Annotated in this window: 19 protein-coding genes and 4 pseudogenes; 13 read left to right on the plus strand and 10 right to left on the minus strand. The window is 68.8% G+C overall.

The window, feature by feature from the left end:
- Positions 1-14 precede the first annotated feature (14 nt).
- Genes ACIHAD_RS32440 through ACIHAD_RS32460 form a run of 5 tightly spaced genes read left to right on the plus strand, consistent with a single transcriptional unit; the run spans position 15 to position 5,910 of the window.
- Positions 15-1,130 (plus strand): extracellular solute-binding protein, encoded by a 1,116-nt coding sequence (locus tag ACIHAD_RS32440; RefSeq protein WP_397358504.1) that lies wholly within the window; start codon positions 15-17, stop codon positions 1,128-1,130.
- A complete protein-coding gene (locus ACIHAD_RS32445; RefSeq protein WP_397358505.1) occupies positions 1,127-2,614 on the plus strand; it encodes a class I adenylate-forming enzyme family protein in 1,488 nt (495 codons plus the stop codon). Before ACIHAD_RS32440 ends, ACIHAD_RS32445 begins: the two co-directional genes overlap by 4 nt.
- Positions 2,601-3,926, plus strand: coding sequence for an MFS transporter (locus tag ACIHAD_RS32450; protein ID WP_397358506.1), 1,326 nt, complete (start codon positions 2,601-2,603; stop codon positions 3,924-3,926). Before ACIHAD_RS32445 ends, ACIHAD_RS32450 begins: the two co-directional genes overlap by 14 nt.
- Positions 3,927-3,946: 20 nt before the next feature.
- The gene (locus ACIHAD_RS32455; protein WP_397358507.1) at positions 3,947-5,122 is read left to right on the plus strand and encodes a CaiB/BaiF CoA transferase family protein; all 1,176 of its coding nucleotides are present in this window, start codon (positions 3,947-3,949) and stop codon (positions 5,120-5,122) included.
- Positions 5,119-5,910 (plus strand): enoyl-CoA hydratase/isomerase family protein, encoded by a 792-nt coding sequence (locus tag ACIHAD_RS32460; protein WP_397358508.1) that lies wholly within the window; start codon positions 5,119-5,121, stop codon positions 5,908-5,910. The genes ACIHAD_RS32455 and ACIHAD_RS32460 overlap by 4 nt, the downstream gene beginning before the upstream one ends.
- 330 nt (positions 5,911-6,240) lie before the next feature.
- Here ACIHAD_RS32460 and ACIHAD_RS32465 read toward each other — a convergent pair whose 3' ends face one another.
- From ACIHAD_RS32465 to ACIHAD_RS32480, 4 genes and pseudogenes are all read right to left on the minus strand, one after another.
- Entirely contained in the window at positions 6,241-6,435 is a 195-nt protein-coding gene (locus ACIHAD_RS32465; protein ID WP_397358509.1) for a hypothetical protein, read from the minus strand.
- 211 nt (positions 6,436-6,646) lie between these two features.
- Positions 6,647-7,018: pseudogene (locus ACIHAD_RS32470) on the minus strand (response regulator transcription factor); the annotation flags it as partial.
- A gap of 856 nt (positions 7,019-7,874) precedes the next feature.
- Positions 7,875-8,060, minus strand: a complete 186-nt coding sequence (locus ACIHAD_RS32475; protein ID WP_397358510.1) for a hypothetical protein — start codon at positions 8,058-8,060, stop codon at positions 7,875-7,877.
- Between the two features lie 502 nt (positions 8,061-8,562).
- On the minus strand, positions 8,563-8,943 hold the full coding sequence (locus ACIHAD_RS32480; protein WP_397358511.1) for an ArsR/SmtB family transcription factor: 381 nt from the start codon (positions 8,941-8,943) through the stop codon (positions 8,563-8,565).
- Positions 8,944-8,998: 55 nt separating this feature from the next.
- On the opposite strand from ACIHAD_RS32480, the gene ACIHAD_RS32485 reads away from it, so the two are divergent.
- Positions 8,999-9,616, plus strand: a complete 618-nt coding sequence (locus tag ACIHAD_RS32485; protein ID WP_397358512.1) for a hypothetical protein — start codon at positions 8,999-9,001, stop codon at positions 9,614-9,616.
- Positions 9,617-9,995: 379 nt separating this feature from the next.
- Positions 9,996-10,316, plus strand: a pseudogene (locus tag ACIHAD_RS32490) (AAA family ATPase); the annotation flags it as partial.
- Here ACIHAD_RS32490 and ACIHAD_RS32495 read toward each other — a convergent pair.
- A complete protein-coding gene (locus ACIHAD_RS32495) occupies positions 10,308-10,700 on the minus strand; it encodes a hypothetical protein (protein ID WP_397358513.1) in 393 nt (130 codons plus the stop codon). The pseudogene ACIHAD_RS32490 and the gene ACIHAD_RS32495 sit on opposite strands and share 9 nt — an antisense overlap.
- A complete protein-coding gene (locus ACIHAD_RS32500) occupies positions 10,697-11,521 on the minus strand; it encodes an SDR family NAD(P)-dependent oxidoreductase (RefSeq protein ID WP_397358514.1) in 825 nt (274 codons plus the stop codon). Before ACIHAD_RS32500 ends, ACIHAD_RS32495 begins: the two co-directional genes overlap by 4 nt.
- Before the next feature lie 140 nt (positions 11,522-11,661).
- Between ACIHAD_RS32500 and ACIHAD_RS32505 the strand changes: the two genes are divergently transcribed.
- Positions 11,662-12,246, plus strand: a complete 585-nt coding sequence (locus tag ACIHAD_RS32505) for a TetR/AcrR family transcriptional regulator (RefSeq protein WP_397358515.1) — start codon at positions 11,662-11,664, stop codon at positions 12,244-12,246.
- 35 nt (positions 12,247-12,281) lie between these two features.
- Here the strand turns inward: ACIHAD_RS32505 and ACIHAD_RS32510 are convergent, their stop codons facing one another.
- Together ACIHAD_RS32510 and ACIHAD_RS32515 are read right to left on the minus strand one after the other, a co-directional pair.
- Positions 12,282-12,497 carry an integrase core domain-containing protein gene (locus ACIHAD_RS32510; RefSeq protein ID WP_397358541.1) on the minus strand — a complete coding sequence of 72 codons (216 nt, stop codon included), beginning with the start codon at positions 12,495-12,497 and terminating at the stop codon, positions 12,282-12,284.
- A gap of 100 nt (positions 12,498-12,597) precedes the next feature.
- Positions 12,598-13,789: pseudogene (locus ACIHAD_RS32515) on the minus strand (IS30 family transposase).
- Between the two features lie 105 nt (positions 13,790-13,894).
- Here ACIHAD_RS32515 and ACIHAD_RS32520 point away from each other — a divergent pair.
- From ACIHAD_RS32520 to ACIHAD_RS32535, 4 genes and pseudogenes are all read left to right on the plus strand, one after another.
- Positions 13,895-14,691, plus strand: a pseudogene (locus ACIHAD_RS32520) (transposase family protein).
- Between the two features lie 782 nt (positions 14,692-15,473).
- On the plus strand, positions 15,474-15,647 hold the full coding sequence (locus ACIHAD_RS32525) for a hypothetical protein (protein ID WP_397358516.1): 174 nt from the start codon (positions 15,474-15,476) through the stop codon (positions 15,645-15,647).
- 135 nt (positions 15,648-15,782) lie between these two features.
- Complete coding sequence (locus tag ACIHAD_RS32530; RefSeq protein ID WP_397358517.1) at positions 15,783-16,313, plus strand: NUDIX domain-containing protein; 531 nt, start codon at positions 15,783-15,785, stop codon at positions 16,311-16,313.
- Positions 16,314-16,497: 184 nt separating this feature from the next.
- Positions 16,498-17,328 (plus strand): IS5 family transposase, encoded by an 831-nt coding sequence (locus ACIHAD_RS32535; protein ID WP_397358518.1) that lies wholly within the window; start codon positions 16,498-16,500, stop codon positions 17,326-17,328.
- Positions 17,329-17,453: 125 nt separating this feature from the next.
- Here ACIHAD_RS32535 and ACIHAD_RS32540 read toward each other — a convergent pair whose 3' ends face one another.
- Entirely contained in the window at positions 17,454-17,801 is a 348-nt protein-coding gene (locus ACIHAD_RS32540) for a hypothetical protein (protein ID WP_397358519.1), read from the minus strand.
- Positions 17,802-17,958: 157 nt separating this feature from the next.
- On the opposite strand from ACIHAD_RS32540, the gene ACIHAD_RS32545 reads away from it, so the two are divergent.
- Positions 17,959-21,189 carry a S8 family peptidase gene (locus ACIHAD_RS32545; protein ID WP_397358520.1) on the plus strand — a complete coding sequence of 1,077 codons (3,231 nt, stop codon included), beginning with the start codon at positions 17,959-17,961 and terminating at the stop codon, positions 21,187-21,189.
- On the opposite strand, the gene ACIHAD_RS32550 is transcribed toward ACIHAD_RS32545, so the two are convergent.
- Entirely contained in the window at positions 21,152-21,394 is a 243-nt protein-coding gene (locus tag ACIHAD_RS32550; RefSeq protein WP_397358521.1) for a hypothetical protein, read from the minus strand. The two genes, ACIHAD_RS32545 and ACIHAD_RS32550, sit on opposite strands and share 38 nt — an antisense overlap.
- Between the last annotated feature and the right edge of the window lie 7 nt (positions 21,395-21,401).

Below are 21,401 nucleotides of genomic sequence, written 5' to 3' on the forward strand. Positions count from 1 at the left end.
CACATCTACGCGGGATGACCTGGAACCACACCCGTGGAGTCGACTCGATCGAGGCGGCCACCGCGGCCTTCCTCAAGGATCGCGACGATCTGACGGTCGAGTGGGAGGCGAGGTCGCTCCAGGAGTTCGAGGACACCTCGATCACGGAGCTGGCCGCCCGGTACGACCTGGTGGCGATCGACCATCCGCACGTCGGGGTGGCGGCGGCCACGGGAGCGCTCGTCGATCTCCACACCCTGCTGCCCGCCGGCGTGATCGACGAGCAGCGGGCCAACAGCGTGGGACCGAGCCTGCGCAGCTACGAGCTGGACGGCGCGCTGTGGGCGCTGCCGATGGACGCGGCGGCGCAGGTCGCCGCCCACCGCCCTGATCTGTTGCCGATCGAGCCGCCCCGCGACCTCGACGCGGCGATCTCGTTGATGGGTGAGGTCAGGGCCCAGGTGCCGGCGAATCCGACGCATCTGTGGTCGACGTTGCTCTCGCTGTGCCAGCACGTCGCCGGCGACGTCTCCTCCGGTGCGAGCGGCAGGCCGGCCTGGTGGCCCGACAGCGGGATCGATGCCGGTGTCGCCGCCGGCGCGCTCGCCCTGCTGCGCACGCTCCTGGCCGTCGCCGATCCGGTCTCGCTCGCCCGGGATCCGATCCAGACGCTCGACGCGATGGCCGGCGGCGAGCCGATCGCGTACGTGCCGTTCGTCTTCGGCTACTCCAACTACGCCCGCACCGGTTACCGGCCGCACCTGATCAGGTTCACGGACTCACCGGTACGGCACGGCACCATGCTCGGCGGCGTAGGGCTGGCCGTCTCCGCCCGCTGCGCGGACCCGGCGGCGGCCGCGGAACTGGCCGGCTGGGTCGTGTCCAGGCAGTGCCAGACCGGAGTGTTCACCACCGCGGGCGGGCAGCCGGGCCACCGGGCCGCCTGGACCGACGACGAGCTCAACCGTCTGACGCACGGCTTCTTCGCCGACACGCTCACCACGCTCGACCGGGCCTTCGTCCGCGGCCGAACCCCCGGATACCCGCTCTTCCAGCAGCGTGCCGGCGAGACGCTGCACCGGCTGATCACCTCAGGAGCCGGGGACAAGGAGATCCTCTCCGCGATCGAGGATCTGTGGAGGGCGTCGTGAACACGCTCGCCGCGCTGACCAGGAACGCGCACGAACGGTACGCCGGCCACCGGGCGGTGTACGACGGCTCGGCCTGGCTGACCTTCGCCGACCTCGGCGCGCGGGCCACGGCGGTCGCGGCCAGGCTGCGTCGGCGGGGCATGAACCCGGGCGACCGGGTCGTCATCGCGCTGCGCAACCGCGCGGAGATCCTGCAGATCGAGCATGCGCTGTTCCTGTCCGGACTGGTCAGGGTGGCGGTGAGCAACCGGCTGCACGGCAGGGAGATCGCCGGGATCGCGCGGGACTGCGCGGCGGCCCTGGTGGTCTGCGAGCCGGAGCACGCGGACGCGCTGGACCGGCCGCACATCTCCGCCGCGGAGCTCGGCGAGCTGACCGCGCCGGGACCGGAGCTGCCCGAGGTGCCAGAGCCCGATCCCGGCGATGTCGCCGCGCTCATGTACACGTCGGGAACGACCGGCGAGCCCAAGGGGGCGATCGTCACCCACCGGCAGTGGCTGGCGATGGTCGGGGCGATCAGGGCGCGGCTGCCGGTGCGCGGGCCTGGCGACGTCGTGGTGCATGTGGCGCCGATGAGCCATTTCGGCGGTTCGATCGGTTCGGCGTACACCTTCTCGGGCGCCGCCGCGGTTCCGCTGCCGATGTACGGGACCGACGTGGTGCTCGGCGCGGTCGAGGAGTTCGGCGCCACGGTGCTGCCGCTCGTACCGACCATGCTCAAGGAGCTGACCACCGCGGTCGAGCTGGGCAGATACCGGCTCGGCAGCTTGAGCGCCGTGCCGTACGGCGGGGCGGCGATCTCGGCGCCCTCGGCGGTACGGGCGGCCGGAGCGTTCGGCAAGGTCCTCTACCAGTGCTACGGCCTGAGCGAGGCGCTAGCCCCGCTGACCGTGCTGCCACCTGAGGCCCACATGAGGGCCGGCGACCCGCGGCTGACCTCGGCGGGCCGGCCGGTGCCCGGCGTCGAGATCAAGATCATCGACGCGGTGGGCGGGATCGGCGAGGTCGCGGTCCGGGGCGCGTCCGTCATGCCCGGTTACTGGAACCGGCCGGAACAGTCGGCCGAGGTGCTCGACCAGGAGAGGTGGTTCCGCACCGGCGACATCGGCCGGCTCGACGAGGACGGCTACCTCCACCTGGTCGACCGGCGCCGCGACGTGATTGTCTCCGGCGGGTTCAACGTCTATCCGGGCGAGGTCGAGCGGGCCATCTCCGAGCTTCCCGACGTGAGAGAGGTTGTCGTGTTCGGCATCCCGCACGAGCGCTGGGGCGAGGCCGTGGCCGCCGCCGTGGTTGTCGCGCCGGGCAGCCGGCTCACCGGCGACGACGTCGTCCAGGCCTGCCGCGATCGGCTGGCCGGTTACAAGAAACCCGTGAAGGTCGACCTGGTCGGCGAACTGCCCATGTCGAGCACAGGAAAGATCAACAGGCGCGAGGTACGCGACCGCTACTGGTCGGTGAGGAGCAGGAATGTCGGCGACTGACGTGAGGACGAAGGAGGGTCTGCGCTACCGCTGGTACGTGCTGACCACGAACTTCCTCGTCCTCGGGCTCAACTACGCGGACCGGGCGGCGATCGGCGTGGCCGCGCCGCTGATCATCGCGGAGTTCGGCTTCTCGAAGGCGACCTGGGGCTGGATCTCGGCGATCTTCTTCGTCGGGTACGCGCCGTTTTGTTTCGTCGGCGGTTTCACCGCGGACAAGTTCGGCCCGCGCAAGGTCATGGCCTGGGCGATCGGCTGGTGGTCGCTGTTCACGGCGCTGACCGCGGCCGGGTTCAGCACGGCCAGTTTCATGGTCATCCGCTTTCTGTTCGGCTTCGGTGAGGGGCCGCAGGCCTCCGTCACCGCGAAGACCATGTCGAACTGGTTCCCGCAGCGTCGGCTCGGCACCGCGCTCGGCCTGTCCCAGGCCTCGACCCCGCTCGGCGGCGCGGTCGGCACCCCGCTCGTCGTGGCGCTCATGGAGGCGTTCGGCGGAAGCTGGCGGGCGCCGTTCATCATCTTGGGCGCGCTCGGCATCTGCTTCCTGATCGGCTGGTGGACGGTCGTCCGCGACCGTCCCGCGGAACACCCCAGGGTCTCTGCGGCCGAGGTCGAGGAAATGGCCGCGGACGAGCGCGAACTCGCCGCCGCCCAGGACTTCGCCGCCGGCCGGAACGGGGGAGCGGGCGGCGAGAACGCCTCCCTGCTCAGCTACCTCCGCAAGCCGCTCGTGCTCACCACCGCCCTGAGCTACTTCGGCTACTCGTGGGTGCTGTACACCTTCCTCACCTGGTTCCCGATCTTCCTGACGGAGGCGCACGGCGTCGACCTCAAGGGTTTGGCCGTGGCCGGCGCGCTGCCCTGGGTGGCCGGCTTCGTCGGACTGGCGCTGGGCGGGATCTTCACCGACGCGCTCGGCCGCAGGGTCGGCCTGTTCGCCGCGCGCAAGTGGACCGTGGTCATCGGGCTGATCGTGGTGGCGCTCGCGTTCACCCCGGTGGGCATCGTCACCTCCACCGGCGCGGCGGTCGCCCTGATGGGCCTGGTGGTGTTCGTCCTCTACATCGTCGGCGCGCAGTTCTTTGCGCTGATCGGGCCGGTCATCCCCAAGGCGCGGTACGGATCCGTCTCCGGCTTCGTGCACTTCATCGCCAATCTTTCCGGCATCTTCGCGCCGATCCTCGTGGGCTACCTCGTGGAGGACACCCAGTCGTGGATCCTCGCCTTCGGCGTCTCAGCGCTGATCGCCGCCGTCCCCGCCGTCCTTCTCGCGGTCTTCGGCCGTTCTCAGACCTCCGTCAACCCGGCATAACTCAGCACTAGGGGGCAACCATGCCAGGAGCACTCGAAGGAATCCGCATCCTCGACTTCACCCAGATGATGCTCGGCCCGTACGGCACGCAACTGCTGGCCGATCTCGGCGCCGACGTCATCAAGGTCGAACGGCTCGACGGGGAGTGGGAACGCGGCCTGGAGATGATGGGCGACCTGGTCGCCGGGGAGTCGGCCGCCTTCCTCGCGATGAACCGCAACAAACGGTCCGTCGCGGTGGACCTCAAGGCGCCCGCCGTACGGGACGCGCTCTTGAAACTGGCGGCCACCTGCGACGTCGTCGTCGAGAACTTCCGTCCCGGGATCCTCGACAAGCTGGGGCTCGGCTACGACGACCTCAAGGCGGTCAAGCCCGACATCATCTACTGCTCGGGGTCCGGCTGGGGGCAGGACACGGTCTTCGCCAAGGAGAAGCGACCGGGCCAGGACCTGCTGATCCAGGCCATGTCGGGGCTCGCCGCGGCAGGCGGGCGGGCGGATGACCCGCCCACCCCCGCGGGCACCTCCATCGTGGACGCCTCCACCGCGCTCTGCCTGGCCAACGGCATCCTCGCCGCGCTGCTCGCCAAGGCCAGGCACGGCCTCGGCCAGCGGGTCGAGGTGGACCTCTACTCCACCGCGATCGCCCTGCAGTGCCAGGAGATCTCCGCCATGGTCAACCAGGGTCAGAACTGGGAACGCTCGCGGGCCGGGATCGGGCAGGCGTGGCTGTCCGCGCCGTTCGGTGTCTACCGGGCCGCGGACGGCTGGATCGCCATCGCCATGGCCCCGGTCGCCGAGGTCGCCGGGACGCTGGGCGTCAGCGCACTGGACGAGCTCGACGCCTGGGCCGACCGGGACGAGATCAAGGACCGGCTGGAGGCGGTCACGGCGGGCCGTACCGCCGGCGAGCTGGTCGAGACGCTGCTCGGCGCGGGGCTGTGGTGCGCCCGGGTACGCAGCACCCGCGAGGCCGTGGACGAGCTCAGGGAGCAGGGCCACGACCTGATCGTGGAGGTCGAGCACCCGCGCGCGGGTAAGCTCGAACTGATCGGCTGCCCGATCCGGTTGTCGGAGACGCCGTGGCAGCTCCGCCAGGCGCCGCCGCTGGTGGGCGAGCACACCGACGAGGTGCTGGGCGAGGTCCTGTCCGCCGCCGAGATCGCGGCGCTCCGCGAGGCGGCGGCGGCCAGGTGAGAATCCACGAGAACCTGGTCGAGACCGCGGAGGGCGGCGTCGCCACCCTCCGCGTCGACCGGGAGGACGCGCTCGGCGCGCTGTCCAAGTCGATGGTCGCCGCCCTCGGCGACTACCTGCGCGACCTGCGCGGCCGCCGGGACGTACGCGTGCTCGTGCTGACCGGCACCGGGCGCGGCTTCATCGCGGGCGCCGACATCGGCGAGTACCACGGCGCCACGCAGGCCGAGTTCGACGCCTACCAGCGCATGTCCAGGGCGGTGTTCGACGAGCTGGAACAGCTGCCCCAGCCGACGATCGCCGCGGTCAACGGGTACGCGCTGGGCGGCGGCTTCGAGGTGGCCCTGTGCTGCGATCTGATCGTCGCCTCCGAGTCCGCCCGGTTCGGCCTGCCCGAGGTCAAGCTCGGCCTGCTGCCCGGTGGCGGCGGAACGCAGCGGCTGTCCAGGGCCATCGGCATCCGCGCGACCAAGGAACTCGTGATGACGGGCCGGATCATGCGCGCCGACGAAGCCGACCGGCACCGGCTGCTGCACCAGGTCACCTCCGCGGACGAGCTCCTGCCCGCCGCGACGGAACTCGCCGGACGGCTGGCCTCGGCCGCGCCGATCGCCGTTCGGGAGGCCAAACGGCTCATCGACGACGGCGTCCAGCAGGCGCTCGGCGCGGCGCTGACCACCGAGCAAGCCGTGCTCTCCCGTCTCTTTGCCACCGCTGACGCCATGGAGGGCATCGAGGCGTTCGTCGCCAAGCGGGAGCCGCGCTTCACGGGAGATCTGAAGGGCTGACCGGTTCTCCGTTTCTCCGGGGCCGGCGAACCGTCCACGCGCTGGATCGGCGACAGTCCTGCCACAACAGTCAGGACACCTACGGACTGGTGTGTCCCGGGTTGAGTGGAGGTGGGTTACTGGATTCTTGTGCCACTTGATGAGAGGAGAGTGGCATGGGACGACGAGGCTATTCGCCAGAGTTCCGGCGCAACTTCAGTGGGCGGCCAGGCCGCTTCGGCCGACAGGTACGGGCATGACGCACTTTCATCAGATCGCGATGCCGGCGCAAGACGGTGTCCGGTTGGATGAGCAGCCGCAGCCGGCGCAGGACCTCGCGGGGTAGCGAGGTCAGGAGAGCGGCGAGAAAGGCCCGGTCCTCGGGAGCGAATCTGAGTTCGGTGTCGGCGCCGAGTTGGCGTTCGAGGACGGTGATCTGGTGCGCAGGGCGAGGATCTCGATGTCCTTGTCCCGATCGCTCATGGGCAGCAGTCGCAGCGCGGCGAACGTGTTCGTGACGGTGAGATGGGTCGGACGAAGGAGCACGGCCGATCATCATGCCGTATGCGTTCGCCCTCTCCCGGTGGCTGGAGCTCGCGCCGCGACGCGAAGCCTCCAGATGGCCATGACCTGGGCGGATGTGATTATCGGCAGGCGCAATGTCCAAGTCGATGCGCCACGGCGGGTAGCCCAAGGTGTTCGGCAACGACGTGATCATCGACGCGCAGTCGCTGCGCGAACGCGGCGTGGCCGTGCCTTACATCGCAGGGCTGACCAGTCCTGTTCGGTAAGCGATGACGACCAGTTGCGCACGGTCGCGCGCACCCAGTTTCGTCATCGCGCGGCTGACATGGGTGCGTGCGGTGGCCGGGCTGAGAAACAACTCGGCACCGATCTGGTGGTTGCTCAGGCCCCGTCCCACCAGGGCCAGCACTTCGCGCTCGCGCTCGGTCAGCACCGCGAGCCGGTCCTCCCCGGCCCGGGCAGTTGTTCGTCGCGCGGTGAACTGGCCGATATGGCGTCGAGTGATCCGCGGCGCGAGGAGCGACTCTCCGGCGGCGACCACCCGGATGGCATGCAAGAGCTCGGCCGGCCCGGCGTCTCTGAGCAGGAAGCCGCGCCGGCCAGCCGCTCAGCTCGACGAAGACGGCGATCAGTAAGGTCGCGAACGAATACAGCAGGGCGGCACGATGCGCTATGTCCACATAGAGGTGAGCCCTGTGGTGCTCCGAGTGGATCATCTGCAGGTATTTCCATACCCCCAGCACCAGGGCCGCCATGAAGATCAGTCCTGCCAGCAGCAGAACGACGATGGTGCCGTCCCCCAGGGGCATGGCGCCACGCATGATGGGCCGCCGGGAAGGGGTTCGACAGCGAGGCCGGCCCTGGCCCATCGTGAGAAGCGGCGATTCCGTCGCCTGAGGCGACCGGTGCGACTGCTCTGGCCGACCGTGCTCTGTACCGCTCGATGAGGCGGACCGGCAGGTGGCGGTCCTGATTCTCGGTCAGGAGAGGGAAGGGCGCGTCGGTGAAGCGCTGCCCATCCTGGTTGTTGGCTGACCGCTGCGCCGGGTGTGCCACGCCAAGCCTGCTCTTGGGGCGGATCGTCTGATGCGGGCGCAGAGGCACCCCTTGCAGGCCTCGGGGCGAATCGCCCGTTGCCGATGCTCGTCCCTCTCTCAGTGCTTCTCGCGTACCACGCGCCACCCTTCCAATAACTCGAACATCGATGTTCAAGTTATTGAAGCCTGTCTGACACTTCGACACAGGGGCGACACTTCGGGACCTCCAAGCATTGCCGAGTAGGGGTATACGGTGCTACGAGCAGGACGGCAAGGACCCATGAGTCGGGCCGGCATCCTGTGCTCGGCCCCCGCCCCTGGTGAACTGCGCTCGCCGCCGTACCCACCGATCAACTGACTGGCGGCCAGCCGGAGCTGTAGAAGTTCCGGGCCGTCACCTATCTGAACACGGTGATGATCCGGTCAGAATTTGCCCGGCTCGAACCTTCGGACGAAGACGTAGGTGTCGGATCGGCTGACCACCTCGATCACTCTCCTGCGAGGGTGCTCCAGCATGGTGACCTTCACGCATTTCAGCGTGACCCTGCGCCAGCCGAGGAGCGCGTCGTAGGCGAGGTACATCTTGTCGAAGCCCCGGTTGTTCCTCATCCCGACGCCCAGCTGTGTGCGGAACGTCCTCGAGCCTGGCGGGTTGAAGGGTTTGGCGGCCACGATTGCGTCGGTGGCCTTGGCGGGGCAGCGTACTTGCACGCGAACGTAACTGTCCTGACGTGGGCGGCGTGGCCTGATCTGGACTCCCGTCCAATTGCCGATCCCGGCCGGCGCTGCGGGCTGGCCTGCCGCTCCCTCCGGGTTGGTCTGGTCATCGGCACTGTCGCCCTCCTCTATCGGAGGGTCGGGTATCGGCAGGACGGGCGCGGCCGCCGCGATCGTGCAGGGATTTGCGACAAGGGCTGCGAGTAGGCCGAATGTCGCTACAACCCTCATGATCTCCCTCTTGACGGGCAAGTGAAGCGATTGACGATGGAGGGGAGTGTCCCCAGTATGCGGGCGAGCCTAGGTTGATGTGGGGATGCCACGCCGTTCGCCAGGTGTTCGACGGTTTCGGCCTAGTCCGCGCCAGTTCTACTCGGCGTCGGGGATCGGGTATTCACGAGGCGGCACCGGCGGGGCGCCCGGTGGCGGCGAGGGAGTCTTCGCCGCGGTCGATGTGGTCGGCGTGGAACAGGCCCTGGGCCAGCAGCCGGCGCACGTGCTCGTCGGCGGCGCTGTAGTAGACGTAGGTGCCTTCGCGCCGGCCCTTGACCAGGCCGGCCAGGCGTAGCTTGGCCAGGTGCTGGCTGACCGCGGTGGGCGCGGCGTCGGCGAGCTCGGCCAGGCAGGCGACGTTGGACTCGCCCTGCAGCAACGCCCACAGGATCTTGATCCGGGTGGGGTCGGACAGCAGCCGGAACGACTCGGCGGCCAGGTGCACCTGTTCCTCGTTCGGCATGTCGAAGTCGGGCAGCGACGTGTGCATGGTGGTCAGCATATCCCGCTATCCTGCTGATTGCGTACCTGCGTGACTGCGCATATATGCTGCCAGGGTGACTGTCCACGTGAGAACCTTCCCCGTGCCAGAGGCGGGTGACGCCGCCCCGGCGCCGGCAAGGTCAGCCTGGCGGGCGGGCATGTGGTCGCTGCCCGAGGTGCGCTGGGCCACGGCCGCCACCCTGCTGTTCGCCGCCGGCGGGATCTGCCAGCTGTCCGGCGCGCCCTCGTGGCTGTGGTGGGGCCTGTACCTGATCTGCTACGCCGCCGGCGGCTGGGAGCCTGGACTGTCCGGGCTCAAGGCGTTGCGGGACAAGACCCTGGACGTCGACCTGCTCATGGTCGTCGCCGCGATCGGCGCGGCGGCGATCGGGCAGGTCTTCGACGGCGCGCTGCTGATCGTCATCTTCGCCACCTCCGGCGCGCTGGAGGCGGTGGCCACCAAGCGCACCGCCGACTCGGTGCGCGGCCTGCTGGACCTGGCACCCGAGCAGGCCACCCGCCTGTCCGAGGCCGGCGGCGAGGAGCGGGTCTGTCCGCTCGGGCACGCCGGTCGCCGCGGCGATGTGCGCTGGTCCGCGTCGCTGGGCCTGCCGGCAGGCCGCGACCTGTTCCTCCATGGCGGTCGGCGTCCGGTTGGCCACCTTGTGCGGCCGGCAGAAACGGTCGCGTAGTTGACGGCGGAAACGTGGACCATCGGCGGGGACAAGTCGGTAGTGATGCTGTCCCTGCGGACTGCCGCCCGTCACATTCGAGCAGCGGATGATCCCCAAGAGGTAAGCGTCAACGGCCCTGCTGTGGACCGCTGTGGCATAGAACCGTCTCCACGCTTCGGGGGAGTGACAAAGCCGCTCTACAACACCGACAACGCGCGTTACCTGCCGGGCCTGCCGAACCAGTTCCACCTATTCAGCCCGTACTGGCCGGGACCGTGACGTCGTAGGCAGAGGTCGCGTTCGGTGCGATAGGTGACATTCGTCAAGCAAGGGGATTGAATGTCGTCACCATGACCGGGGGCCGACCGGCTGAGGTCGGTGACCGGATGCGAGGCGGATGAGCACGGATGGGCGCAAGACTCTGGGCCGGGTGGTCTCTCCGATTCTGGTGGCGCGCGACGCGGAGTTGCGGCGGCTGATCACCGCCGTGACGGTGCCGCCCTCGGTGGTCGTGGTCGAGGGTGAGGCAGGGATCGGCAAGTCCCGCCTGGTGGCTGAGCTGCTGAGCCGCCCGGAGCTCTCCGGACGGCGGATCCTGCACGCATGGTGTGGCCAGATCCGGGAGCCGTTCCCGCTGGGGCCGGTCGTCGAGGCGCTGCGGACCAGGGCCGCGGACCTGGGTGTTCACTCTGCCCGAGGGCTCCGGTACCTACCGGCTGACCGCGAAGAACGCCCAGCACGACACCGAGTGGACGTTCCGCGCTCCGCCGGCCAAGGACCAGGTGCTGCCGGGCGCCAGGCTGTCGTCCAGGTCGTAGCCGGCGAAGACGACGGGTGTCGGCCGGCACTGCTCGGTGACGCCTTCGAACCCGGCGAGGCCGGTGCCGGCCAGCGCGAACAGCAGCAGCACGTCACGCGCGTTCAGCCGGACGCGGGGGAGCCGCTGACGACGGACGACGAGCAGGAGGATCACCGCGGCGAGCGCGTATCGGAGGGCCTGGCCGGTGAAGACGGGGTAGGCGGCGACGGTGGCCGACACCCCGGTCGAGGTGCCGACGAGCAGCATCGCCGAGCCCGCGGCGAGGGGAGCGGAGAGCTTCACGCCGCGCTCCGCTCGGCGGAGGCGACCGGAGCCTTGCCCTCGGCGACCAGGACCTTGCGGGTGACGCGCTCGGCGATCGCCGCGACTAGCGTGCGGGGACGGCGCGGCGTCAGGTGCGCGCCCAGCGCGTTGCCGAACCCGGGGACGACGTATCCGCGCCCGCGCTCCAGCGCCCGCAGCGTGGCGCGCACGACCGGCTCCGGCGTGGTGAACGAGCCGGTGACGGCGGCGTTGCGGGTGCCGATGGCCTCGAAGAAGCCGGTCTCGACCGGGCCGGGGCACAGGGTGAGCACGCGGATGCCGCGCTTGCGGTACTCCTGACGGAGCGCGAGACCGAAGTTCAGGACGAACGCCTTGGACGCTCCGTACACCGCGAAGTACGGCGAAGGCTGGAACCCGGCGTTCGAGGCCACGTTGATGACCGAGCCGCCGCCGCGCGCCAGCATGCCGGGCAGGAGTTCGTGGGTGAGGTCCACGAGGGCGACCACGTTGACCATCAACTGCTCGTGGTCACGCTCGGTCGAGATCTCCTCGAAGCGGCCGCACGTGCCGAAACCCGCGTTGTTGACCAGCAGGTCGACGTGCAGACCGCGGCCTGTCACCTGCTCGGCCACGCGCCGGGCGGCGTCGGGCCTCGCGAGGTCCTGGACCAGCACGTGGGCACGCACGCCGTGGTCGGCGACGAGGCGCTCGGCGAGCGCGGCCAGTCGGTCGCCCGAGCGGGCCACGAGGATCACGTCGTGTCCCTGGGCGGCGAGCTGGGTGGCGAACTCGGCGCCGAGACCGGACGAGGCGCCGGTGACGAGAGCGGTGCGGTTCATGTCTTCCCCTTAGTTCGGTGGAGCAACTGAGAGGAGTATGTACCAAAAGCTAGTGAATCTGCAACAGCGATGATGCAGTTAGTCGTTTTGTTGCATCAGTGTTGTAGGATTCTGCAGGATAGGCGCGCTATACCGGAGGCATGATGAGTGAGAAAGCACTGCGCGCGGACGCGGAACGCAGCGTCCGCGCGATCCTGGAGGCGGCAGAACGCGTGCTCGCCGTAGACCCGGGCGCGTCGATGGAACAGATCGCCGCCGCGGCGGGCGTGGCGCGCACGACGATCCACCGGCGCTTCGCCAACCGGCAGGCGCTCACCGACGCGCTCGCCACCTCAGCGGCCCGTCAGCTCGTCAGGGCCATCGACGACGGCAGGCCCGACACCGCGCCGCCCCTCGTCGCGATGCACAGGATCACCGCGAACGTGCTGGAGGTGAAGAGCGCCTGGGCCTTCGCCCTGGCCCTGCCCTCGGAGCCGGGCAGCGAGGCCTCGCTGTTGCAGCGCGACATCAACGACCGTTGCGCCCTCGCCCTGCGCAGGGCCCAGAACGACGGGCTCATCGACGAAAAGGCCGACCTCGACTGGGTGCGCAGGGTCTACTACGCGCTCATCGGCGAATCGCTCCACGGCAACGCGGAAGGCGCCGACCCCGACACGCTCGCGGCGCGCATCATCGACACCCTCCTCCACGGTGCCGGGCCGCGACCGTCCCGTTCTGCCCCCTAGTACTCCAGTGAACCGCCCCGGCTTTGATGGAGATCTCAGCGGTTGATTGCTAGGGCTTCGTTGGGGTGGTGTTGAGCGTAGTAGATCGCCTCGAACTCCTCGGGCGGGAGGTGTCCGACGGCTGAGTGCAGGCGGGTGCTGTTGAACCAGGCCACCCATTCGGCAGTGGCCAGTTCCACCTCGGCCAGGCTGCGCCACGGGCCTCGGGGCTTGATCAGCTCGGTCTTGTAGAGGCCGATCTGCGATTCCATCAGGGCGTTGTCGAGCGCGTCGCCGACCGTGCCGATGGAGGCGTCGATGCCGGCCGCCAGCAGATGGGTGGTGAACCGGAAAGATGTGTATTGCTTGGGTTCAAGGAGTCGTCGCAACACTGCTGCTCAGAAGTGATTTTAGATGATCGTTGAAGGCCTCGGTGGGGGTTCTCCAGCCGAGGGTCTTTCGAGGGCGGGCGTTGAGTGTGGCCGCGATGGCTTCCAAGTCGAGCGTGCCGGCTCAAGTCGGTGTCCTTGGGGAAGTACTGGCGCAGCAGGCCGTTGGTGTTTTCATTGGTGCCGCGCTGCCAGGGGTTGTGTGGATCGCAGAAGTAGATCTCCAGGCCGGTGTCGATGCGCAGCTGCGCATGCTGGGCCATCTCAGAACCCTGCTCCCAGGTCAATGACCTGCGTAGTTGCGCGGGCAGCGTGGTGATGGTGGCGGCGATGGCATCGCGAACTGCCTTGGCGCCGTGGCCGGCCAGTGGCGGTCCGTTCTTCAGCCGCGGGGCATCACCGTGGCCCTCCATCGGGGGCAGGTGCAGCAGCATGGTGAAGCGGGTGCTCCGCTCCACCAGCGTGCCGATCGCGGATCTGTTCAGGCCGATGATGAGATCGCCTTCCCAGTGCCCGGGGACGGCCCGGTCGGCAACGTCGGCAGGCCGCTGGCTGATCAGCACTTCCTCGGTGACGAATTTCTTGCCCCGGTGGCGGGTCCGGGCCCGGGGCGCCCGTAGCGCGCGGCCCGTGCGCAGGCAGGCCGTCAGCTCACGCTTCAGCCCGCCCCGGCCCTGGATATACAGGGCCTGATAGATGGCCTCGTGCGAGATTCGCATCGTCTCGTCCTCGGGGAAGTCGACCTTGAGCCGGTTCGCGATCTGCTCCGGGCTCCATGATGTCGCCCAGCGCCGGTCCTGACGACGCCCGTGACGCCGTCCGATCCACCGGGTTTGCGGGCCGGGTGTCGCAGTGCCGTCCGCCGAGGTGACCTCGGCGGAGAGTCTTGCTTGAACGTATTGCTGAAGCCGGGGGTTCGTGGCGAGCTTGCTTGGTTTGGGACGCCGCGCCTGCCGATCGCAATGCCGCTGCGCGACCGAGGCCCGGTAGTCAAGGCGGCCGCCGCGGGTGGCCGCATTCCGCCGCATTTCCCGCGAGATCGTCGACGGGGCCCGCCCCAGCCGGCGGGCGATCTCCCGTACTCCGCACTTTTGCGCGCGCAAGATGGCGATCTCTTCGCGCTCGGCGAACGACAAATAGCGACCTGACGGCGGATCCAGGCTGATCGGCGGCATACCGCCACCTTCACGAAACCAGCGTGGTCCCAGCGGCATCGACACGCCGCACGCGACAGCGGCGTCCTCGCTCGACAATCCCTCGGCGATCAGCCGCCAAAATCGCTGTCGCTCTTCACGCCGGTTGACCGGAGGCCGTCCAGGCGACTCAAGCGGCGGTCGACCGGCTTTGAGCGCCTCGCGTGCTCTTCCCTGCGCCACAACACCCTCCTCGTGATGAGGTGTTGCGACGACCAGTTGAATCCGCCGCGGCGGCGGCGGAGCTCCAAGAGACGGCCTACGCCGTCGGCGCACAAGGGCATCGAAATTCTCGCAGCTCAAGCCCCTGATCTGCACCAAGCCCTCGACCGGGCCCACATCGAAGGACTGCCGTACGTGATCCTTGACGGCACCCTCATCCCCATCGATCGCTGCGCCGAGCAGACCCTCAGCGTCAAGGGCGAACCCATCGACGCGTGGTACTCCGGCAAGGCCCACCAGCACGCCGGCAACCTCCAGGCAGTCTCCGCACCGAACGGGCTCCCTTGTGGATCGCCGACGTCGAACCCGGCTCCACCCACGATCTGACCGCCGCCCGTGCACAGGTGCTGGGCGCGCTCTACGCCGCAGCCACACGCGGCCTGCCCACCCTCGCCGACAGCGGCTACGACGGCGCCGGAATCGGCATCCACACACCGATCAAGCAGCCGGGAGGCAACCAAGTCCTCAGCCCGGACAACCGCACCTACAACCGCCTTCTACGCGCCCTACGCTGCCTGGGCGAACGTGGCTTCGCCCTGCTCAAAGGCCGCTGGCGAACCCTCCAGCACATCACCGTCAGCCCAAGCCGAATCGGCCACATCGCTCGCGCGGCACTTGTCCTCACCCATTTCGAGCACGACTACCTGCTCGCAATTCGTTGAGATCACCTCACTGACGTGAAACTAATCGACCGCAAACATATGCTCCAGTCGACACCAGCGAGCAGGTCCAGGCCATGGCCGCCGCACTGCACCAGCTGCATCAACTCCCACACGAGGTGGTGGCGAACGTCGAGCCCGCTCCCTGGGGGCCAGCCGCAGCCGTTTGCCATGGCTGTCCGTCAGCCACCGCCGTCGCCTCCACCGCCGTCACCACCGTCACTGCCACCGTCGCCACCAGCCCCGTCGTGACGATAGCTGGAACTGCCGGAGCCACCGGAACTGCCGGATGAGCGCTTGTGGCGCCCTTCAGATATCCACCAAAGTAAGACCCAAGGTACCCATAAGAACCAGAAACTCAGAAGTACGTCTAAAAGGAATAGTCCGGCATTCACCAGTTGGTTGTCGGTAGGTTCGAATATGGGCTCGACCAACATGGGCACAGGCTTCACCCTCACCGTCAAACGTTCTGGACCGAGGCTTGAGATATGAGCATGCCACCATTGCCGGTGTTGGTGCGACGGAGTGCGAGCGGCTGGTCCACTCTGACCCCCTCGAGCATGGGAGTCAACGATTTCAGATAGGTGGCCAAGACCCCGGGCTTGGGCATGCAAGCAGCCTGATCTCGGCGGTGATCCTCTCGTCCTTGAGAGGCATGTCGGGCGGGGGTTGCGTGGCTGGCTTCGTCCGCTCCCGACAAGCTCGTCACGAACCCGCTGCCGCCCGTCCTCGGCCTGCCGGACGGGAATCGGGCCAACTACCTGTGGGACGATCACGAGCGTCGTGTGCGACTGATTGTCTGGGAAGACTCCGGTCGTAGCGATCGCGCCTTCGAGCTCGGCGAGGTCTGCGAGCACATCTCTCACGTCGACGGCTCTTTGGACGCCGATCCGCTGGTGGCCCACATCGACCTGGCGCCGGGAGAAGCTGAGCGGGTGCTGGGCTTGCGCCGGCGCTGAACCTCAAGATCGGCACAGCTTCGTGAAGTCCACGTCCGCCAGCCACGTTCGAGAAAGCTCGCTGAGGCGCCGTGCGCGCCAGCCGGTCCACTGGTTCGCCAGACAGCCTGGCCCGCAACGGGTGAGACTGCCCGCATGACCGACCTGGCCACGCCATTCTCCCGCATCAAGATCCGCGTCGGCGCCCTCGTGTTCTGCGGCGACGAAGTCGCACTGATCCGCCGTGATCGGCCGTCCGGCTCGCATTTCACGCCGCCCGGCGGCGGCGTGAACGTCAGGGAGTGCCTTCTCGCCGCACTACGCCGTGAACTTGCCGAGGAGCTCTGGCTCGATCCCGACGACGCGACGCCGCCGGAACTGTGCTGGGTCCAAGACCAGATGGTCACCCGGCCCGGCCCTACCCCGTCTCCGCGCAAGCTGCACCTGGTCTTCCGCTGCCACGTCACGCCGAAGGTGCGTGCCCGGCTCGCGACCTTGGAGCACGACGAACTGCCGGACGGCAGTACCGAGTCGGGGATTGTCGAGTGGGTGCCCTACAAGCGGCTCGAGCAGCTGCCCCTGTTCCCGCTCATCGGAGCGGCAGTAAGCGCGCTGGCCAGGCCGGATGCACCGGCTGGCAACCCTCACCTGCCGCCCATCACGGACGCAAACTACACCTGGAGGTAGCAGACACACAGGAGGAGGGCCGGGCCTGTGGGCGGCCCGGGCCCCCGGGGCTGCCGGTCCTCATGACCTGACTCAGGTTTGAGAGTGCGTTTACGCGAGCCTCTGTCCGTGATGTCGCAGGGTGATCGTATGGATTTGTAGCGTTACTGCCAGTCGGCGGGCCCAGATGTGCTGGGATGGCGCGATGACTGAGCGCAAACAGTACCCGAGCGACTTAACCGACGCGCAGTGGGCGTTGATCGACCCGGTCCTCATGGCCTGGAAGGCCGCGCACCCCTCAGTCAGCGGACACGAGGGCAACTACGAACTACGAGAGATCGTCAACGCCATCCGCTACCAAGGACGAACCGGCGTCCAATGGGACTATCTCCCTCACGATCTGCCTCCCAAGGGCGCAACGTACTACTACTTCGCCAAATGGCGCGACGACGGCACCGACAAGACCATCCACGACCTGTTGCGCTGGCATCTGCGCGAGAAGAAGAAGCGATTAGCCGACCCAAGCCTGGTGGTGCTGGACACCCAAAGCGTCCACGTCGCGGCCGGCGTCCCCGCCACCACGACCGGCCGGGATGCGGCCAAGAAGGTGCCGGGCCGCAAGCGAGGCCTGGCCGTAGACGTGCTGGGGCTGGTCATCGCCGTCGTCATGCTCGCGGCCTCAGCTCACGAGAACGCCGCCGGGATCGCCCTGCTGAACCGGGTCGCCGCCGCCACCGAGGGCAGCGTGACCAAAGCACTGGTCGACCGGGGATTCAAGAACGCGGTCGTCACCCATGGAGCCGGCCTGGGAATCGACGTGGACATCGTCGAACGCAACCCCGCCGACAAGGGGTTCGTGCCCCAGCCGAAACGATGGGTCGTCGAGCAGACCTACGGAATCTTGATGTTCCACCGACGGCTGGTCCGCGACTACGAGCATCTTGCCTCCAGTTCCGAATCACGGGTGTACTGGGCGATGACGGACGTGATGTCCCGGCGCCTTACCCCCACGACCCCGGCCTGGCGGTGGACATGACCGGGCCCGACACCCGCCCGCCCGATCCCGGAACCTGGCTCCTGGACCGGCTGGATGCCCGCGAACAGGCCCTGACCTGGTAGATCGAGCAGGCCCAGACCGAAATCGACTCCCTGACCACGCGGCTAAGCGAACTCGGTCAGGAGGTTGAGCACCTGCGGATCAGCCGCAAGACCCTCCTGTCCCTCTCCGAAGCGGACCCCGACCCGGTCGAGCCGATCGCGCCGCTGGCCGGCTTCGATCATCCCGACTACCAGCAGATTCTCGCCGCCTTCGGTACGACCGGCGGCTCTCTGCCCGCCCGCGATCTGGCACTGGCGATGGATATGCCGCTGACCCCCAACGGCATCCAAAACGTCCGTGCCAAGCTCAAACGTCTGGCCAGTCGCGGCATCCTCGTCGAAACCGAGCCAGGCTTGTTCACCCAGCCGCGCCCGTAGACCGAACGGCGCCCACCGACCAGCAGGCCTCATCCAACCGCAACGACGAAAAGGGCCATCAGCTCGCGTAACGCACTCTGACATTGCCGGTGTCGTAGTTATGACATGACCGAAACCGCCACCGTCTTGGGCTTGTCGCGCATCGCCCTGCTTGATCGACTTTTCTCGTCAGGGAGAGAGGAAGACAAGCATGGTAGGCAGAACGTTGGTCGCGGCGGCCGTCCTGGCGGCGGCACTGGCCGCGACCTCGTCGGCGAGCGCCGAAACACCCCCACCCGATGCTGCCGCTGCGAAGAGCGTCACACTGGTCACTGGTGACCGGGTCAGCGTGGAAGGCGGCCGGATCACCTTCACGGCCGGTCCCGGCCGGTCGAGCGTCCGCTACATCACCCAGGGCACCAAGGACGATTGGACGCTCATCCCGCTCGACGTCGCGGGCGCTGTGGCCAGGGGTGTGCTCGATCGCAACCTCTTCCGGGTCCCGCAGCTGATCAAGGACGGTCTCGGCGAGAAGGCACTGCCGCTGATCGTGCAGTACGGCCAGGGGGCGGCGCCGATGACAGCGTTATCCGGGGCGCGTCCACTGGCCTCCATCAACGCCGTCGCCACCGCGGACGCCCCCTGGGCTCAGCTCAGCCAGGACCGGTCGGTGCAGAAGGTGTGGCTGGACTCGCCCGTCAAGGCCACGCTCGACCACAGCGTGCCGCAGGTCGGCGCGCCGCAGGCATGGCAGGCCGGTTTCACCGGTGAGGGCGTCAAGGTGGCTGTCCTGGACACCGGCGTTGACGACCGCCACCCTGACCTGGCCGGGCGTGTGGAGGCGGCGGCCAACTTCAGCCAGAGTGCCGACGCCGTGGACCGCCAGGGGCATGGCACCCACGTGGCCTCCACCATCGCCGGTCAGGGCGTGGCGGGCACGCCCGCGCGCAAGGGCGTCGCGCCCGGCGCCCGGCTGCTCAACGGCAAGGTGCTCGACGATGCGGGCAGCGGCTACACCTCCGATATCATCGAGGGCATCGAGTGGGCCGCCCAGCAGGGCGCCAAGATCGTCAACATGAGCCTCGGCGCCCCCGACCAGGCCGGACTGGACCCGCTGGAGCAAGCCGTCGAGCGTTATTCCGCCGAGCGCGACATGCTCTTCGTCATCGCGGCGGGCAACGAAGGCCCCCGCGCGGGCAGCCTGGGCAGCCCCGGCAGCGCCGACGCCGCGCTCACCGTCGGCGCCGTGGACTCCGCCGACAAGCTCGCGAGCTTCTCCAGCCGCGGCCCCCGGGCAGGCGACTTCGCGCTCAAGCCCGACCTGACCGCTCCCGGCGTGGCTATCGCCGCGGCCGAGGCGGGCACTGGCGGGCACGTGCGGATGTCGGGGACCTCGATGGCCACCCCGCACGTCGCGGGCGCCGCGGCCATCCTCGCCCAGCAGCACCCCGGCTGGACCTCGCGAGAGATCAAGGCCGCCCTTGTCGGCTCGGCCAAGATCGGCGAGAACGTCTGGGAGTCGGGCACCGGCCGTCTCGACGTGGCCAAGGCGGTACGGCAGAGCGTCACCGCCGACACCGGCACGCTCGCCTTCGGCCACCTGCGCTGGCCGTACGAGGAAAAGCCTATCGAGCGCACCCTCACCTACCGCAACATCGGCAGCGCGCCCGTCACCCTGAACCTCGCCCTGGAGGCCACCGACCTCGCCGGGAAGACCGCGGCGCAGGATGTGTTCACGCTGAGCGCCGCGCAGATCACCGTCCCGGCGGGCGGCAGCGCGCCGGTCACCGTAACCGCCGCGCCCAAGGCGGCCTCCACCACCGCCTACGGCGGGCGGATCACCGCCTCGGCCGAGGGCGTGGCCCTGTCGACCCTGCTCAGCTTCGGCAAGGAGCCGGAGAGCTACGACCTGCGCGTCAAGCTGATCGACCAGCTCGGCACCGTCCCCGACGACTCCGAGGACTTCATGCCGATGACCTTGATGCCCGAGGACGGCGGCCCGCTCATCGACATGGGCATCAACCACGGCGACAGCGAGGGCCCGATCCGCGTACCGGCCGGCCGCTACCTGGCCTACACCGTCATGCGGACCGCATTCCCCGACGGCCACGAGGAGCTCAGCGTCGTGCCGATCACCGGCCTGGAGGTGAAGGGCGATCGCGAGGTCGTCTTCGACGCCCGCACCGCCAAGATGATGGAGGTCGAGACGGACCGGCCCGACGCCAAGACGACGGGAGAGGAGTTCGTCTTCTTCCAGAAGCGGACGGACGGCCAGGAATGGGCGGCGAGCTTCTCCATCGACCGCTTTTCCCTGCCGCGCAACGTCGCACCCGACCCGCTGCGCTTCCGTGTCGCGCCCACCACCACCAAGGCGCCCGGGTTCCGCTTCGAGAAGTTCACCCAGCTCGCCGCCCAGCGCTCGGACGGCACGTTCACCAATAGCCCCTACGTCTACAACCTCGTGCTGCGCAAGGACGGCGTGGTGCCGGGCAAGCTGCGGGTGCGTGATCGCGAGCTGGGCAAGGTGCGCGCCGACCTGGCCACCTTGCGGGCGGACGCCATCGGCGCGCCGGGCGCCGGGCCCACGGCGGGCGGACCCCTCGGCGACGGCTACACGAGCTGGAGCCAGACGATCACCGCCTTGCCCGTGACCCAGTCCTGGTACTTCACTCCCGGCATCCCCTGGGAGCGGGCCCTGGAGACGATGCCGAGCGGGCGGCTGCACCAGACGCTGGAGCACGCCAACGCGCGCGCCTACCGCGCCGGTCGGCAGGAACACGAGCGGTGGAACTCGGGAGTCGTGGGTACGGCCCTGCGAGATCGGACCCTGGTGACCAGGACCGATGACGCGATCAAGGTCGGCAACCTGCCCTTGTGGCACGTGGCCGGGCCCGACCGCGTCACCGGCAGCAGCGATTTCGGCGAGGGCACGACCACGCTGCTGCGGGACGGCAAGGTCGTCGCGACGGCCGAGCAGTTGCCCAACTACACCGTGACCCTGCCCGTCGCGCCCGGCCCGGGGCGTTTCCAACTGCGCGTCGAGGGAACGGCCGACCCCCGGGCCACCGAGCTGTCGTCCAAGCTCACGACCGAGTGGTCGTTCACCTCGGCAGGCACGGGCCCGGTGCCGCTGTTCGTCCTGCGGGCCGAACCCGAGCTCGACCTGAACAACGCCACCCGCCCCGGTCTGATAGCGCTGCCGCTACGGCTGCAGCGCATGGAGGGCGCGACCAAGCCGATCACCAAGGTCACCACCGAGGTCTCTTCCGACGGCAAGTCGTGGCATCGGGCCGCGGTGGTGCCAACAGGCCGTGACACCTGGCGTGCCCTGCTGCTGAACCCGCCGCGCTCGGGCGACTCGCTCTCCCTGCGGTTCACGGCCCGCGACAGCGCGGGCGCCACGGTCAGCCAGACCGTCGAGCGTGCCTTCCTGGTGCGCTGAGCCCCTCGAGGGCGTGCCGGCGCACGAGCGTGTGCGCCGGCACGCCCTCTTGCCGTGCCGCGACGCTCCTTCGCAGCCGCCGTACGGCCAGCGTGAGCACCATGGTGGCCGCCCACTCCTGCTCGGCCAGCAGATACTCCAGAGTGAGCGTGTTGACGTGTGAGCCTGCGGTCGACGTGACCACCACGGTGCTGCGCCACATCACGCCTGCC

Origin of the sequence: Nonomuraea sp. NPDC052265, assembly GCF_044547985.1 — a bacterium.
GTDB lineage: Bacteria > Actinomycetota > Actinomycetes > Streptosporangiales > Streptosporangiaceae > Nonomuraea.